Origin of the sequence: Nocardia sp. NPDC127579 (assembly GCF_042672005.1) — a bacterium.
Classification (GTDB): domain Bacteria; phylum Actinomycetota; class Actinomycetes; order Mycobacteriales; family Mycobacteriaceae; genus Nocardia.
Window position 1 is genome coordinate 27426 of the sequence record NZ_JBHXVZ010000011.1, and the last position, 15313, is coordinate 42738.

Annotated in this window: 14 protein-coding genes; 9 read left to right on the forward strand and 5 right to left on the reverse strand. The window is 67.9% G+C overall.

Translation table 11 applies throughout. The features are described from left to right. Positions 1 to 61 precede the first annotated feature (61 nt). The 3 genes from ACFVMC_RS29795 to ACFVMC_RS29805 all read left to right on the forward strand — a co-directional run bounded on the left by ACFVMC_RS29795 (position 62) and on the right by ACFVMC_RS29805 (position 4665). On the forward strand, positions 62 to 1534 hold the full coding sequence (locus ACFVMC_RS29795) for a fatty acid desaturase (protein ID WP_379215763.1): 1473 nt from the start codon (positions 62 to 64) through the stop codon (positions 1532 to 1534). Positions 1535 to 1620: 86 nt separating this feature from the next. Then, positions 1621 to 2814: a type III polyketide synthase gene (locus ACFVMC_RS29800; protein ID WP_379215765.1), complete on the forward strand. Its 1194-nt coding sequence runs from the start codon at positions 1621 to 1623 to the stop codon at positions 2812 to 2814. Positions 2815 to 2847: 33 nt separating this feature from the next. After that, complete coding sequence (locus ACFVMC_RS29805) at positions 2848 to 4665, forward strand: ATP-binding cassette domain-containing protein (protein WP_379215767.1); 1818 nt, start codon at positions 2848 to 2850, stop codon at positions 4663 to 4665. A 13-nt stretch (positions 4666 to 4678) separates the two neighbouring features. Here ACFVMC_RS29805 and ACFVMC_RS29810 read toward each other — a convergent pair whose 3' ends face one another. Beyond that, entirely contained in the window at positions 4679 to 5020 is a 342-nt protein-coding gene (locus tag ACFVMC_RS29810) for a winged helix-turn-helix transcriptional regulator (RefSeq protein ID WP_379215768.1), read from the reverse strand. A gap of 164 nt (positions 5021 to 5184) precedes the next feature. Between ACFVMC_RS29810 and ACFVMC_RS29815 the strand changes: the two genes are divergently transcribed. After that, positions 5185 to 5913 carry an SDR family NAD(P)-dependent oxidoreductase gene (locus tag ACFVMC_RS29815; protein ID WP_379215770.1) on the forward strand — a complete coding sequence of 243 codons (729 nt, stop codon included), beginning with the start codon at positions 5185 to 5187 and terminating at the stop codon, positions 5911 to 5913. Between the two features lie 60 nt (positions 5914 to 5973). Beyond that, positions 5974 to 6708, forward strand: a complete 735-nt coding sequence (locus ACFVMC_RS29820) for a glutamine amidotransferase (RefSeq protein WP_379215771.1) — start codon at positions 5974 to 5976, stop codon at positions 6706 to 6708. Here ACFVMC_RS29820 and ACFVMC_RS29825 read toward each other — a convergent pair. Next, the gene (locus ACFVMC_RS29825) at positions 6705 to 7871 is read right to left on the reverse strand and encodes an AI-2E family transporter (protein ID WP_379215773.1); all 1167 of its coding nucleotides are present in this window, start codon (positions 7869 to 7871) and stop codon (positions 6705 to 6707) included. The genes ACFVMC_RS29820 and ACFVMC_RS29825 overlap by 4 nt on opposite strands. Before the next feature lie 149 nt (positions 7872 to 8020). On the opposite strand from ACFVMC_RS29825, the gene ACFVMC_RS29830 reads away from it, so the two are divergent. The 3 genes from ACFVMC_RS29830 to ACFVMC_RS29840 are packed head-to-tail and all read left to right on the forward strand — an operon-like array spanning position 8021 to position 10657. After that, positions 8021 to 9187 (forward strand): glutamate--cysteine ligase, encoded by a 1167-nt coding sequence (locus tag ACFVMC_RS29830; RefSeq protein WP_379215775.1) that lies wholly within the window; start codon positions 8021 to 8023, stop codon positions 9185 to 9187. 46 nt (positions 9188 to 9233) lie between these two features. After that, on the forward strand, positions 9234 to 10235 hold the full coding sequence (locus tag ACFVMC_RS29835) for a hypothetical protein (protein ID WP_379215777.1): 1002 nt from the start codon (positions 9234 to 9236) through the stop codon (positions 10233 to 10235). Between the two features lie 35 nt (positions 10236 to 10270). Further along, the gene (locus ACFVMC_RS29840; protein WP_379215779.1) at positions 10271 to 10657 is read left to right on the forward strand and encodes an ankyrin repeat domain-containing protein; all 387 of its coding nucleotides are present in this window, start codon (positions 10271 to 10273) and stop codon (positions 10655 to 10657) included. A 4-nt stretch (positions 10658 to 10661) separates the two neighbouring features. Here ACFVMC_RS29840 and ACFVMC_RS29845 read toward each other — a convergent pair whose 3' ends face one another. Further along, on the reverse strand, positions 10662 to 12032 hold the full coding sequence (locus ACFVMC_RS29845; protein ID WP_379215781.1) for an FAD-dependent oxidoreductase: 1371 nt from the start codon (positions 12030 to 12032) through the stop codon (positions 10662 to 10664). 147 nt (positions 12033 to 12179) lie between these two features. On the opposite strand from ACFVMC_RS29845, the gene ACFVMC_RS29850 reads away from it, so the two are divergent. Further along, a complete protein-coding gene (locus ACFVMC_RS29850) occupies positions 12180 to 13703 on the forward strand; it encodes an amino acid permease (RefSeq protein WP_379215783.1) in 1524 nt (507 codons plus the stop codon). Positions 13704 to 13749: 46 nt separating this feature from the next. On the opposite strand, the gene ACFVMC_RS29855 is transcribed toward ACFVMC_RS29850, so the two are convergent. Both ACFVMC_RS29855 and ACFVMC_RS29860 read right to left on the reverse strand, forming a co-directional pair. After that, positions 13750 to 14229 carry a carboxymuconolactone decarboxylase family protein gene (locus tag ACFVMC_RS29855; RefSeq protein ID WP_379215785.1) on the reverse strand — a complete coding sequence of 160 codons (480 nt, stop codon included), beginning with the start codon at positions 14227 to 14229 and terminating at the stop codon, positions 13750 to 13752. After that, entirely contained in the window at positions 14226 to 15305 is a 1080-nt protein-coding gene (locus ACFVMC_RS29860) for a dihydrodipicolinate reductase (protein WP_379215787.1), read from the reverse strand. The genes ACFVMC_RS29855 and ACFVMC_RS29860 overlap by 4 nt, the downstream gene beginning before the upstream one ends. Positions 15306 to 15313 lie beyond the last annotated feature (8 nt).

A 15313-nucleotide genomic window follows, 5' to 3' on the forward strand; every position in this document is an offset into this window, starting at 1 on the left:
CGTAACACTCAGCACAGCTCCGCCCGTGGCATCGGCTACGACCCTGTTCCAAAGGATAGAAATGACGACGAGTGACCGCCCCGCTACCGAGGAACAGGAGTTCCGTCGGCCGCCCGGTCCCCCGCCCGGCCCCCCTCCGGTGTCGAACGTCTGGGTGTACAACGGCAAAGCCTACGACCTGAGTGAATGGATCTCCAAGCATCCGGGCGGAGAATTCTTCATCGGGCGCACCAAGAATCGCGACATCACCTCGATCATCGGGTCCTATCACAAGGATCCGGAGCGGATCGGGCGGATGATCGAGCGTTACGCGCTGGACCGTCAGGCGATTCCGGAGGATATCCACCCCAAGGCCAATGCGCCGGACTTCCTGTTCAAGGAGGGCTTCGACAGCTGGCGCGATACGCCGAAGTACCGGTTCGACGACAAGAACGACCTGCTGCACAAGGTCAAGGCACGGCTGAAGGAGCCGGAGCTGGCGGCCCGCCTGCGGCGGATGGACACGCTGTTCAACGTGGTGGTCGCGGTGCTCGCGGTGCTGTACTTCGCGGTGCAGGGCCTGCGACTGGCCGACACCGCCTGGATGCCGTTGCCGCTGTTCGTCTTCGCCATGGTGGTGCTGCGCAGCTCGCTGGCCGGGTTCGGGCACTACGCGATCCACCGGGCGCAGAAGACGCAGTGGAGCAAGATCGCGGTCAACGCCTTCGATCTGAACTACGTCGCGCTCGCCTTCGTCACCGCCGACGGGCACGCACTGCTGCACCACCCGCACACCCAGAGTGAAGTCGACATCAAGAAGAACGTCTTCACGATGATGATGCAGGTGCCGCGCCTGTACCGGATCCCGGTGCACACCATGCACAAATTCGGGCACACCGTGACCGGCATGCTGATCCGGCTGCTCGATGTGTGCCGCCTGGTCCGCCAGGTCGGCGTCCGCGACATGTACGGCACCCGGCGCGGCGCGCTCGGTCATTTCGTCGGATCGTTCGGCGTGCGCTTCCTGCTGATCGCCGAACTGGTGGCGTTCACGCTGGCCGGCGACTTCTGGGCGTGGGCCCTGCAATTCGTGGTCACCATGTGGATCAGCACCTTCCTGGTGGTCGCCAGCCACGACTTCGAGGTCGACACCGAGGACCTGCATTCCGACACCGAGGACTGGGGCGTCAATCAGCTCGAGCAGGCCTACGACCTGACCGTGGTCGGCAATCGCTGGGTCGACTGCTTCCTGTCCGCGGGCCTGAGCTCGCACCGCGTGCATCACGTACTGCCCTATCAGCGCAGCGGTTTCGCCAATATCGCGACCGAAGACGTCGTGCGCGAGGAAGCGGAGAAATTCGGCGTGGAATGGCTGCCGGCGAAGAGTTTCCTCACCGACCGGTTCCCGAAACAAATCCAGACCTATCTGCTTTCGCCCTCACGCGAGGCCGAGGAAAACAAATGGGGCTTCGTGCGTGAGCATCTGTCGCCCTCGGCGTTGAGGACCTGTGCCACCTACACCGTGCAGGGCTTCACCGGAATCGGGACGGTGTAACCGGCCCGCTGCTCAATCGGCGACCGCGCCGTCTGGTGGGTGACGGCCGGTCACCGTTCGAATAATTCTCGAAAGGAAGAACATTCGTGTCTGTGATTATCGATGAGGGTGGCGCACGACCGGAAACGGGCGGGCACTTGGCGGGGGCCGAGCACGGATACGGAGTGCTGCCGCCGGCGCCTCCGACCAGTGTGGCGGTGATCGAGGGCATCGCCACCGGCTCGCCCAGCGAGGTCTACTCGCAGGCCGAGGCGGCCGGGAAGGTGGCCGCGCTGTTCACCGATCCGGCACAACGGGCCCGTATTCCACGGATCTACCAGAAGACCATGATCGACACCCGGCGCTTGGCGGTCGATCCGCTGGATCCGGAGTTCCTGGCCTACAGCGGCAGACCGGCCACCATCCGGGAGCGGATGGACCTGTTCTTCGAGCACGCGGTACCGCTGGCGGTCGAGGTGGCCGGCCGCGCCATTGCCGGGGTGGCGGATCCTTCCGCCGAGATCGGCCTGCTGGTCTTCGTCACCAGCACAGGATTCATCGCGCCGGGCGTGGATGTGGCGGTGGTGAAGAAACTCGGCCTGTCGCCGTCCATCGGACGGGTCATGATCAACTTCATGGGCTGCGCGGCCGCGATGAACGGCATCCGCTCGGCCACCGACTACGTGCGCGCGCATCCGGACAAGAAGGCTCTGGTCATCGCGCTCGAACTGAGCTCGGTGAACGCGGTGTTCGACGACGACGTCAACGACGTCATCATCCACAGCCTCTTCGGTGACGGGTGCGGCGCGGTCGTGATCGGTGCGAGCCAGGTGCATCAGCCGCTCGCGCCGGGCAGCGTGGTCATCCGCGACAGCTTCAGCCGGCTCTTCGACGACGCCGAGGACGGAATCGTGCTGCGCGTCAACGACAACGGCATCACCTGCGAACTCGCCGAGAGCCTGCCGGACTACATCCTGCACGGCGTGGACCCGGTGGTGACCGAGGCGCTGCACCGCAACGGACTGCGCAAATCCGATGTGGCGCTCTGGGCGATCCACCCGGGCGGGCCGAAGATCATCGAGCAGTCCGCGCACTCGCTCGGGATCCCGGTGCAGACGGCGGCGGCGAGCTGGGATGTCCTCGCCGGGCACGGAAATATGCTCAGCGTCTCACTGATCTTCGTGCTGGAGAGCATGATTCAACGTGCCGAGTCGGCCGCCCCGATCTCCACGGGCGTCGCGTTCTCCTTCGCGCCGGGGGTCACGCTCGAGGGAATGATCTTCGACATCATCCGCCGCTAGCCGCCGCGAAACCCCGAAAGAAGCACAGTAGCAATGCAACTGATCAGATTCCTGCTCACGATCTCGCGGGTGCGGATCGCGACCGTGGTGGTCGCGGGCCTCGTCTGCGGCGCGGCCAACACCTACCTGCTGACCCTGATCCGCGGCGTGGTGGCGCCGGAACCACAGCCGGGGGTCACGGTGCAGGCCTTCGCGCTCACCGCGCTGGTCATCCTGATCAGTGGCGTACTCTCGCAGATCCTGCTGCTGCGCCTGGCCCAGGACGCCATCTACCGGCTGCGCGCCGACCTGAGCTCGAGCATCGTCTCCGCGCCGCTGGAGCACCTCGAGCGACTCGGCATGCACCGGCTGATGGCCACGCTCACCGAGGACGTGCGCTCGCTGTCACAGGCGGTCACCGCGATTCCGAGCATCTGCATCGACGTCGCCACCATCATCGGATCGTTCGTCTTCCTCGCCGTGGTGTCCGGCCCGATCTTCGCGATCACCATCGCGGGCACCCTGCTCGGCATCGCGTGCGTGGAGACCTTCCTGAAACGGGTGCGGCGGATCTACCAGGCGGCACGGGAGAACGAGGACGCGCTGCTGCGTTCGTTCCAGGCGGTGACACTGGGCATCAAGGAACTCAAACTGCACCGCGGCCGGCGCCGGGACTTCATGGACCGTCAGCTGCTCGGCGCGTCCGGCGCGCTGCGCGACCAGAATGTGGACGCGGGCTCGAAATTCGCGGTCGCGCAAGGCATCGGCCAGATCCTCCAACTGGGGACGATGGCGCTGATCCTGTTCGTCATCGCCTCGGCGCTGGACGTGCCGCACGATGTGATGGTCGCCTACGTGCTGGTGACGACGTTCCTCTCGATGCCGATGCAGAACTTCATGCACCGGCTGCCGGATCTGCTGCGCGGCGATGTGGCGCTCGCGAAGATCCGCACCATGAACCTGTCGATGGAAACGCTGCACGACGAGGCGCGGCTGCCGTACACCGATCGACCGGCCGTCGAGTCGGCGCGGCTCGAGCTGACCGGCATCGGCTACAGCTACCGCGCCGAGGTGCCGCCGCCGTTCCCGCCGCCGGGCGGCCCGGGCGCCGGACGGCCCGGCGGACCGCCGCCGGGCCGTGGGCAGCGACCGCCGCACGCCCCACCGCCGCGCGGGCCGGGCGGCCCGGACGTCAACGGGCACAAGCATGTGCACCACGGCGGCGCCGACGGCCGGCCGATGCCGATGGCTCCCCTGCCCGGTCCCGAGGGCGAGGAGGGCTTCCGCCTCGGCCCGCTGGATCTGGTCTTCGAACCCGGCCAGATCAGTTTCGTCGTCGGCGGCAACGGCAGCGGCAAGTCGACACTCGCCAAAATCGTGACCGGCCTCTATGTTCCGCGTACGGGCACGCTGTCGCTGAACGGCGAGCCGATCGACCACGAGAACATCGAGTGGTTCCGGCAGAACTCCTCGGCGGTGTTCACCGACTTCCACCTGTTCGAGGACTACCTCGGTTTCGACCGGCCCGACCTCGACGGCGCGGTCCGCAGCTACCTCGACCAGCTACAGCTGTCGCACAAGGTGACCGTCGAGAACGGCCGCCTGTCCACGCTGGACCTCTCGCAGGGCCAGCGCAAGCGCCTCGCCTTGCTCACCGCGCTGCTCGAGGATCGGGCGATCTATGTCTTCGACGAGTGGGCAGCCGATCAGGACCCGAAGTTCCGGGAGATCTTCTACCGCGACATACTCACCGACCTGAAGGATCGCGGCAAGACGGTCATCGTCATCACCCACGACGACCGGTACTTCGATCGCGCGGATCAGCTCGTCAAACTCGACTACGGCCGAATCGCCGCGGCGGTGGCGGAGTAGACCCGCGGACTCCCTACCCGGCCCCGGGTAGGGAGTCCTGCCGCGCCCGGTTGCGGTCCAGCTCTTCGTGATTGTCCGCCGCCCAATCGACCAGTGCGGCAACGATATCGAGCAGCCCCTCACCCAGCGGGGTCAGCGCGTACTCCACCCGGGGCGGCACCTCCGGATAGGAGGTGCGGCTCACCAACCCGTCCTGATGCAGCTGGCGCAGGGTCAGCGTCAGCATGCGCTGGGAGATACCGGCCACCCCGGCCTGGAGGTCGCTGTAGCGCAGCGGACCGTTCTCCAGCACCGCGATCACCAGCAGACTCCACTTGTCGCCGACGCGACCCAGCACCCGGCGAATGGAATCCATTCGCTCGGCGGGTATTCCGGCACACGGCCCGATGCGGGAGGTCCGCGGGTTGAACTCCATAGCGCACATTTCCCTCCGGCACGGACATGAATGTGCCTTTTGTACCGACTCTTCCGATGCTCCATCCTGGCCCTGCACACCGGAAGCGGGAAATGGGGAAAATCATGGCGAAAGTTATCGCGGTCTGCGGAGCGGGCACCGGGCTGGGCGAATCGGTCGCCCGGCGGTTCGGACGCGAGGGGTTCCGGGTCGCGTTGATCGCACGACGCGGCGACCGGCTCGAAGTACTCGCGCGGCGGCTCACCGCCGAAGGGATCGACGCCGCCGCGTTCCCCGCCGATCTCGGCGACCCCACGGCGGTCACACCGCTGCTCGCGGCCATCCGCGCGCGGTTCGGACGCGTCGACGTCGTCGAGTACGGCCCGGTGGACGGGAGCCAAACCTTCACCCCCGCAGCTGAACTCACCGCCGCGACGCTCCAGCGGCTGATCCCGCTCCTGCTGCTCACACCGATCGAACTGGTGCGTGCCCTGCTCCCGGAATGGACCGCCCGCGGCGACGGCGCGTTCCTGCTGACCCACGGCTATTCGGCCGTCGAGCCGCTCCCCGGGCTCAGCGGCGTCGGCCCGATCATGGCCGCTGCGCGCAACTACGTCTATTCGCTGCACGACGAGGTCGCCGAATCCGGCGTCTACGTCGGCACACTGGCCGTGGCCGCATACATCGGCCGCAGCGAGATCGCCGAATCCGCCTCCGCCACGTTCGATTCCGACCTTCCGGTAGCGGATCCGGACGATCTCGCCGAGCTCTACTGGACCATGTACCGCACCCGGGACCGGATCGAACAGGTCCATCCCGCCGCACCCGGACCGCACCCGGACGCCCACGTGTGAAACACGGACATATCGCCGTCCTCACCAAATGCGCGGGCATGATCTCTCACAATCGGTGCCATGGCGAAACCCTGTTTACTGTTGCAGTTACGGCCCGAGCACGCCGCCGCCGACGACGAATTCCGCGCCATCCTGCGGGCCGGCGCGCTGGCACCCGAACAGGTGGTGCGGGTTCGGATGGATCAGGAGTTCCCCGAACTCGACCTCGACGACTACGCGGCGGTCATCGTGGGGGGCGGGCCGAGCAATGTCAGCAGCGCGGAGACCGAAAAATACGACTACCAGCGGATATTCGAGCCCAAACTGCGCGAACTGGTCGCCGAGATCGTGCGCCGGGACCTGCCCTACCTCGGCGCCTGCTATGGGCTGGGCCTGCTGGCCGATGTGCTCGGCGGAAAGGTCGGCACCGAACGCTACAGCGAGGGGCCGGGAGCACAGACCATCGAATTGACCGACGCGGCAACGCGGGACCCGCTACTGCACGACCTGCCCCGCGCCTTCCGCGCGTTCGTCGGGCACAAGGAAGCCTGCCAGGAAGTGCCGCCGGACGCCGTGCTGCTCGGCGGTTCCGCGGGCTGCCCGGTACAGATGGTGCGGGTGCGCGAGCACATCTACGCCACCCAGTTCCATCCCGAACTGGACGGCGACGGACTCGCGCTGCGCATCGAGATCTACCGGCACGCGGGCTATTTCGATCCCGCCGAGGCCGACTCCCTGACCGAGCTCGGGCACCGGGAGACGATCACGGTGCCGATGGAGATCCTGCGCCGGTTCAGCGCCCGCTACCTCGGCTAGCCGGTGGGCTCGGGCGCGCTGTCGTCGTCCTCGGGCTCGTCGGGCACGGTGCGCACGCCGGTCGCCAGATCGATCTGCTCGCCGACATACCGGATGACCACCGCGGCGACGGCGGCGACCGGCACCGCCAGGAAAGCGCCGACGATTCCGTACAGTGAGCCACCCGCCGTCACCGCGAGCAGCACGATCACCGCATGCAGCTTCATACTCCGCGACTGCAGAACCGGTTGCAGCACATTGCCTTCCAGCTGCTGCACGGCCAGGATGATCGCCAGCACGATCAGCGCCGTGGTGACGCCATTGGCGACCAGGGCGACCAACACGGCCAGCGCGCCCGCCACGAACGCGCCCACGATCGGGATGAAGCCGCCGAGGAAGGTGAGCACGGCCAGCACCGCCGCCAGCGGCACACCCAGAATCACCAGGCCCGCGCCGATGAACACGGCATCGATCAGGCTGACCAGGGCCTGGGTGCGAATGAACCCGCCCAGGGTGATCCAGACGCGCGCCAGCACCTGCTCCAGGTGGGTACCGCAGCGGCTGCCCGTAACCTGGTGCAGCCACGGCAGGAAGCGCGGACCGTCCTTGACGAAGAAGAACGCCAGCACCAGCACCAGGAACAAGGTCACCAGCACCGAGGTGGCAGTGGTGACCCCGGAGAACACCCCGGTCGCGATCTGCTCGGCGCTCGACTTCAACCGGCTGGTGACCGCCTCGACCGCGGAGTCGAGCTGCTCGTCGCGGATGCGCAGCGGCGGACCCTGCATCCAGTTCCGGATCCGATCGATGCCGTCGGTCGCCTTGTCGGCCAGATCCGGCGACTGATCCACCACGGTCGGCACGATCAGCGCGATCACCCCGGCCAGCACGCCGACGAAACCGAGCAGCGAGACCGAGGCCGCCGCGGCGGGCGGCCAGCCCTTCTTCATCAGCCAGCCCGCAGGCGGCCACAGTACCGTCGCCACCACAATGGCCAGCAGCACCGGCAGCACCACCACCCACAGCTTGGCCAGGACATATCCGAGCACCCAGACGCCGGCCGCGATCGCCACCACGCACAGCGCCCACTTGGCCAGCCATACGACACCGCGGCCGATGACCTGACCGCGATCCGGTGTATCGCCTGGTTTGCCGCCCTCGAAAGTCTCCCTGAGCCCGCTCACGCCGCCAGTCTCGCACGTCGGCGGGAGCGCGGCACGGATTGACCGCCCGCGCACAGCACCCGATCCACCGGTATCCGATACGTCGCCGCAGCGGGTCCACGCTCGCCGAACCCGCGCGCCCAGCAGTGCCGACGGCGTAATCTCGATATATGGACGGGGTCTCGTCGACTGTCGGGGTCGAAGAGGAGTTCCTGCTCGCCGACCCGGAGACAGGCGCGCCCACGGCGAAGAACGAGGCGGTCGCGCGTACGGCCATGGAATCAGGCATCGACCTGCAACTCGAACTCACCCGCTGTCAGGTGGAGACCAGCACCGACGTACACACCCGCACCACCGATCTGCTCGACCAGTTGCGCCGGTTGCGCCGCGGCGCGGCCACCTGTGCCGAGCGCAACGGAGCCCGGTTGCTCGCGGTGGCGATCCCGCCGACCGTTCCGGCCCGGTTCCCGGTCACCGATACACCGCGCTATCGGCGCATCGCCGACGGTTTCGGCATGCTCGCCCAGGAGCAGGGTCTGTGCGGCAGCCACGTGCACGTCGCGGTGCCCGATCGCGAGACCGCCGTTCAGGTCAGCAATTTCCTGCGGCCGTGGCTGCCGCTCTTCCTGGCCCTGACCGCGAATTCGGCGTTCTATCGTGGCGTCGAGACCGGCTATGCGAGCTGGCGCAGCATTCTGTGGCGGCGCTGGCCCAGCGCGGGCCCGCCGCCGTACTTCCGCTCCGCCGAGGACTACGACCACACGGTGGCGATGATGCTGGCCAGCGGGATCGTGCTGGACGAGGGGATGGTCTACTGGGATGTCCGGCCGTCGGTGCGCTGGCCGACCGTGGAGATCCGGATCAGCGATGTGCCCGCCACCGTCGAGGAGACGGCGCTGCTGGCCGCGCTGGTCCGCGCGACGGTGCTGCAGGCGCGAATGTTGCTGGCGCAGGGCATGATCGCGCCGCCGGTGGCCGCCGACGTGCTGCGGGCGGCGTACTGGAAGGCGGCGCGGACCGGGCTCGACGGCGAGGCGCTCGCCCCGGACGGCCGCGTACTCACCGCCCGCGCCCGGCTGTGGGAACTCCTCGACTACATCTCCCCCGCCCTCGACGAACTCGGCGACCGCGCCTTCGTCATAGAAACGCTCGCGACGGTGCTCGAACGTGGCAACGGCGCGATCCGGCAGCGCAACGCGTTCCGCTCGCGCGGCGAAGTCGGGGATGTGGTGGCGGAGCTGGCCGCGGCGACTCTGGACGGCTGCCCGGCAGTTCCGCTCGCGGCGAGTGTGGCGCGGGCACAGGTGGTTTCGCCGACGAGCGGCCCGGCGGCCTGATCGGTGCGCCGGGCCCTGTCGGTACCCCGGGGTAACGTGCGGACCCATGACGGGGTTGGGACCGAACGAATTGCGCACGCTGCTCACGGATTTGGGAGCGGCCGATTTCGGCGACTGGAGCCATTCCGAGGTCGTCGGTGTCTGCGAAGGTCTCGGGTGGGCGGTATCGCGCGAGTCGCTGCCCCGCTGTGAGACGGCCGCGGTACCCGGGGTGGTGCGCGGCGCCTACCTCACCGAGAACTGGGATCGGCGCCACGGCGGCGATTCGGAGATGATGCAGCTGTATCTGTGCGCCGCCACCATCGCGCCCGAACGGTTCCGCGACTACCTCGCGGTCGCGACCGAGGTCTGGGGCGAACCCTCGCTGCACGGCGGCAACAACGACGCCTTCGTCCGCTGGCGCGGCGAGATCACCACCAGGCAGCTCGAGATCAACCGCCGCGGTGAGCTGTTCGTCCGGGTGTTCGCCACCCACGCCTGGGAGGGCTGGGATTACCGCAGCTGGGAATACGGTGAGGGGCTCGGGGAGGTGCCCTACACCTGGATCGGCGAGAACGATCATCCCAGTCTGAACGGCTGCTACTTCGGCGGGCGGCTCGTGCACAGCTGGGACGAACTGTCCGAAGCACTCGAGATGACCTTGCGCGATATCCATTTCGGCATGCTGACGCTCAGCGACGAAACGCACCGCATGCCCGCCGACAGCGTCGTGATCAGCCTCGAGGCCGCGGATCCGAGCGCGCGCGGCGCATGCGTGCAGCTCCTGCAAGCTCGCGACGAGCTGATCATTCTGGTATCCACCGACACTCCCGACGCCGACACGCTACGCGCCCGCGGATTCGACACCGACGAATACGGCGCCTGGACCCGTGAATTCCGGCCGGGCCCCGAATCCGCCGCAGCCGCCGGACAACTCGCGGTCACCTTGCTCCGCGAATTCGGGCACGACTCCCCCGCCCAGGTCACCCGGCAGTCCTGGCGCACGTCCGCCCAGTACCGGCGGTTCAGCCTGCACTGCGTCGGCGTGGAGCGCTCCCGCGCGCGCTGACCGGGCCCGCGCGCCCGCCGTGCTGGAATAGACGGATGAGCGCTGATGACGACAAGGTGATCGAACTGGCGGGCAAGATCTTCGACTTGGCACGCACCGGCGACGCCGATGCCCTCGCCGCCTACCTGGATGCCGGGGTGCCCACCTCGCTCACCAACGACCGCGGTGACGGCCTGCTCATGCTCGCCGCCTACCACGGCCACCGCGACGCCGTCGCGGTGCTGCTGCGGCGCGGCGCCGACGCGAACCAGCTCAACGACAGCGGTCAGACCCCGCTGTCCGGCGCGGTCTTCAAGGGCGACAAGGAGATCGTGCGCCTGCTACTCGCGGCGGGCGCCGATCCGGACGCGGGGACGCCCTCGGCCCGCGACACCGCCGCGATGTTCGATCAGACCGCTCTGCTGGAGCCGCCGCGGGACTGAGCGGTCAGCGGTCACGTTCGACGGCGGCGGCTGCCTTGCGGGCGGCGATCAGGACCGGGTCCCAGACCGGAGAGAACGGTGGGGCGTAGCCGAGATCCAGGGCGGTCATCTGATCGACGGTCATGCGCGCGGTGAGCGCGACGGCGGCGATGTCGACACGTTTGGCGGCGCCTTCGCGTCCCACGATCTGCGTACCGAGCAGCCGCCCGGTGCGGCGTTCGGCCAGCATCTTCACCGTCATCGGCGCGGGGTTCGGGTAGTAGCCCGCCCGGCTGGTCGACTCGACGGTGACGCTGACGGCTTGCAGGCCCGCGGCGCGCGCGTCCTTGTCCCGCAAGCCGGTACGCGCGACCTCGAGCTCACAGACCTTGCTCACCGCGGTGCCGACGATTCCCGGGAAGGTGGCGTAGCCGCCGCCGATATTGGCGCCGATGATCTGACCGTGCTTGTTGGCGTGTGTGCCGAGCGCGACGTGCACGCGGCTGCCCGAGACCAGATCCAGCACCTCCACGCAGTCACCGCCGGCCCAGATGTCGTCGTGGCCGGCGACCCGCATGGCCAGATCGGTCAGCAGGCCGCCGTGCGCGCCGAGCGGGAGTCCCGCGGCCTCGGCCAGCGTCGTCTCCGGGCGCACGCCGATGCCGAGGACCACGACATCGGCCGGGTATTCCGCCGTGGCGGTCAGCACGGCGCACGCGCGGCCCGTGGCGTCGGTGCGGATCTCGGTGACCTCGGCATTCCCGACGACCTCGATATCCATGCCGCGCATGGCTTCCCGGATCAGCGCGCCCATGTCCGGGTCCAGCGTGGCCATCGGCTCGGCGCCACGATTGACCATGGTCACCGCGTAGCCGCGTTTGATCAGCGCCTCGGCCATCTCGACACCGATATAGCCCGCGCCGATCACCACCGCGCGCCGCCCGGTCGTGTGCTCCAGCGTCTCGATCAGCGCCTGCCCGTCCTCGAGGGTCTGCACGCCGTGCACGCCCGGCGCGTCGATGCCGGGCAGGTCGGGCCGGATCGGCCGGGCGCCGGTCGCGAGGACGAGTTTGTCGTATCCGCACCAGGATTCGACACCGTCGGCGGCGCGGACCCGCACCCGGCGGCCCTCGACATCGAGCTCGACGACCTCGGTGCGCAATCGCAGATCGATATCGCGGGCACGGTGCTCCTCGGGCGTGCGGGCGATCAGATCGTCGCGGTCACCCACATCCCCGGCGACCCAGTACGGAATGCCGCATGCCGAATACGAGGTGAACCGGCCGCGTTCGAAGACCACGATCTCCAGTTCGCCCGGCGTACGCTGCCTGCGGGCCTGCGACGCCGCCGACATACCCGTGGCATCCGCGCCGACGATCACCAATCGCTCAGTCATACCGGCCACGCTACGGCCCGCGCGCGGTCGCGACCGCACCAGCATCCGGCGAGTTTCGCGACTTGTCCTGCGTCGAATCCGGGTTGGGCGCACACTGATCTTCTGCAAACGCTGTGTGAGGGCAGCGTTTTCGCTGTGGGAGCACGCATGAGTACAACCGATGACGAACGACGGCTCGCGGAATTGGGTTATAAACAGGAACTGGCCCGCTCCTGGTCCGGATTCTCGAATTTCGCGATCAGTTTCACCATTGTCTCGATCCTGACCGGCGGCCTGGCCAGTTACGGAATCGGCCTGGCCAACGGCGGCCCGATCACCATGGCCTGGGGCTGGCCGCTGGTTTCGGTGATGGTGCTGTTCGTCGGCTTGGCGATGGCCGAATTGGCCTCGGCCTATCCGACATCAGGCGGCCTGTACTGGTGGGCGTCCGAACTCGGCGGGCCGGTCTGGGGCTGGTTCACCGGGTGGTTCAATCTGATCGGGCAGATCGCGGTCACCGCCGCCATCGATTACGGCGCGGCCATATTCACCACCTCGGTGCTGAATGTGATCGGCATCGAGATCGGCACCGACCGCACCGCCATCTTCGGCGTCTTCGCCGTCATCCTGGTGTTGCACGCGGTATCGAACGCGATCGGCCCGCATCTGTCGGCGGTCGTCAACAATGTGTCGGCCTGGTGGCACGTAGCCGGTGTCGCGATATTCGTGCTGGTGCTCGGCATCGGCGCGGAGAACCATCAGAGCATCGGATTCGTCTTCACCGAAACCGTCGACAACAGCGCGGTCGGCTTCGGCGGTGTCGCCTTCAGTTTCCTGCTCGGCCTGCTGCACGCGCAGTACACCTTCACCGGCTACGACGCGTCCGCGCATATGAGCGAGGAAACCCACAATGCCGCCCGAATGGCGGCCAAGGGCATCGTGAACACCGTCATCGTGTCGGCGGTGGCCGGATACCTGCTGATCATGGCGGTCACCTTCGCCATCCCGAATCTGGACGACGCGCTGGACCCGGCGAAGAACAGCGGTTACCCGGTGATCTACATCCTGGAGAATTCACTGAATTCCTTCTGGTCCGCAACGCTGCTGATCATCGCCGCAGTCGCCCAATTGTTCTGCGGTTACGCCTCGGTCACCTCGGCCTCGCGCATGCTGTTCGCGTTCGCCCGGGACGGCGCGGTGCCGGGTTCGGCGCTGTGGTCGAAACTGTCGGCGCGCAGGGTTCCGGTGAACGCGGTGCTGTTCATTTCCTTCTTCGCGTTCCTGCTGCTGATTCCGTCCATGCTGGTGCCGGCGGAGAAAGCGCCCGTCGCCTACGCGGCGGCGACCTCGGTCGCCACCATCGGCCTGTATATCGCCTACGGCATTCCGATTCTGCTGCGGCAGGTGCACGGCAGCCGATTCCGCACCGGGCCTTGGCAACTCGGCCGCTGGTACCGGCCGATCGGTGTCGTCGCGCTGGTGTGGATCGCGGCGATCAGCGTGCTGTTCATTCTGCCCACCGACGATCGCGGGTATCCCTGGCACAGCGAATTCACCTGGACGGTGGTCAATTACGCGCCGCTGACCCTGGCGGCCGTGGTGGGCGCCATCGGTATCTGGTGGTTCGTCTCGGCGCGGCGCTGGTTCACCGGCCCCAAGCGCACGGTCGCCGAACCGCCGGTCGAGGTCTGAGCCCACGCCGGCCGCTGCCCTCGACCGGGCAGCGGCCGGTGTGCGCTCAGTGTCCCGGCAGGACGCAGGCCGCGTCGAGGCCGAGCACGTGGTTGAGCCGGCCGAAGGCCAGCCAGGAGCCGATGCTCATGGACAGTTCCACCACCTCGGCCTGGGTGTAATGAGCGAACATGCGCTGCCAGAACTCGTCGTCGAGATTGTGGTGGTCGATGGCGTAGCGCTCGGCGTATTCGGCGGCCAGCCGGGTGCGTTCGTCGAACAGCTCGGTGGTCTTCCAGTCGGTGACGGCATCGGCGAAGGCCTCCTCGACCTTCTGCCCGTCTCGTTCGGTGCGCCAGTCCAGACAGAAGACGCAGCCGTTGATCTGGGCGATCCGCAACCGGGCGGCCTCGAATTCGCGCAGGCCGAGCGTGGAGTGCTCGTAGACCGACAGCGAGAAGCCGGAGGCGGGAATGCCGATGCCCGGCACCATTTCACCCCATACGAAGCCGATCGGGTCCTTGCCCTCGGGTACGTCGATGATCACGGGTTCTTCCTTCCGAGTTTGCCGACCGCTGGAGTCAGCGGCACGTCGAGTGCGTCGTAGAGGCCGGGTTCGGCCGCGCTGAGCCAGCCGATGGCGTTCACCAATCGCCCGGCGGCCGTGGCATTTCCGCCCGCCGAGCGATTTCCGCCCTCATCGCTGGCCTCGATGCTGACTTCGATCCGCGGGCGGCCCTCGATGATCACGCGGTGCGCGCCGACTCCGTCCGGAGGCAACGGCCAGTCCCGGGCGCAATCCGGGTGGATGCGGGTGACGTGCTCGATGACGATGCGCGGCGCTCCGTCGACGATGCCCTGCACCTCGAATCGGATCGCGCCCTGGGTTCCGGCCTCGAAATCGCCCATCAGCTCCGTGGTCACGGTCGCCTCGAGCGCGCGACGGTCCACGGTCTCGCGGATCTCGTCGAGTTCCACGCCGAGTCCGCGGGCCAACAGCCGCACCTGCCCGCCCCACACCATGGTCGGCACGGTCGGGGCCAGCATCGGCGGCTCGTAGTCCATCGGCTGGCCCATGCCGACCAGCCAGCGCACCGAATCGGGCTGGTCGTAGGTGGTGTAGTCGAAGATCTCCTGGCAGCGGACCACGTCCACAGTGCCGGCCAGCCCGCTGATCAGCAGCGGCAGCACGTCGTTGCCCCAGCCCGGGTCGACGCCGGAGACGAACAGCGAACCACCGCCGGCCTCGATCGCGTCCAGCACCGGCCGACGCAGTTCCGCCGGTGCGTTGGCCGGGTCGTAGAGCGCGTAGAGCGCGGGGGTGACGACCGCCGCACCCGCGCGGACGGCCTTGACGATGTCGGTCAGCGCGTCGTCCGGGCGAATGTCGCCGGAAGCGGCGTAGACGACGGCGCGCGGACCCGCGGCAAGTACCGCGTCGACGTCGTCGGTGGCCGCGACCCCCAATTCGTAGTCGAGCCCGGCGAGAATGCCCGCGTCGCGGCCCACCTTGTCGGGGTTGTGTACCAGTACACCAGCCAGTTCGAGCTCCGGATGGGCATCGACGGCGCGGATGGCCGCCCGGCCCATATTGCCGGTGCCCCATACCACAGTGGGGATCATCGGCGAAG

Excerpts from the sequence above, each read along its gene's own strand:
- ACFVMC_RS29810 (WP_379215768.1), bottom strand. The coding sequence starts at position 5,020 with ATGGATTCCATTCGCCGGGTGCTGGGTCGCGTCGGCGACAAGTGGAGT.
- ACFVMC_RS29820 (WP_379215771.1), top strand. The coding sequence starts at position 5,974 with ATGGCGAAACCCTGTTTACTGTTGCAGTTACGGCCCGAGCACGCCGCC.
- ACFVMC_RS29840 (WP_379215779.1), top strand. The coding sequence starts at position 10,271 with ATGAGCGCTGATGACGACAAGGTGATCGAACTGGCGGGCAAGATCTTC.
- ACFVMC_RS29850 (WP_379215783.1), top strand. The coding sequence starts at position 12,180 with ATGAGTACAACCGATGACGAACGACGGCTCGCGGAATTGGGTTATAAA.
- ACFVMC_RS29860 (WP_379215787.1), bottom strand. The coding sequence starts at position 15,305 with ATGATCCCCACTGTGGTATGGGGCACCGGCAATATGGGCCGGGCGGCC.
- ACFVMC_RS29795 (WP_379215763.1), top strand. The coding sequence starts at position 62 with ATGACGACGAGTGACCGCCCCGCTACCGAGGAACAGGAGTTCCGTCGG.
- ACFVMC_RS29835 (WP_379215777.1), top strand. The coding sequence starts at position 9,234 with ATGACGGGGTTGGGACCGAACGAATTGCGCACGCTGCTCACGGATTTG.
- ACFVMC_RS29815 (WP_379215770.1), top strand. The coding sequence starts at position 5,185 with ATGGCGAAAGTTATCGCGGTCTGCGGAGCGGGCACCGGGCTGGGCGAA.
- ACFVMC_RS29830 (WP_379215775.1), top strand. The coding sequence starts at position 8,021 with ATGGACGGGGTCTCGTCGACTGTCGGGGTCGAAGAGGAGTTCCTGCTC.
- ACFVMC_RS29845 (WP_379215781.1), bottom strand. The coding sequence starts at position 12,032 with ATGACTGAGCGATTGGTGATCGTCGGCGCGGATGCCACGGGTATGTCG.
- ACFVMC_RS29805 (WP_379215767.1), top strand. The coding sequence starts at position 2,848 with ATGCAACTGATCAGATTCCTGCTCACGATCTCGCGGGTGCGGATCGCG.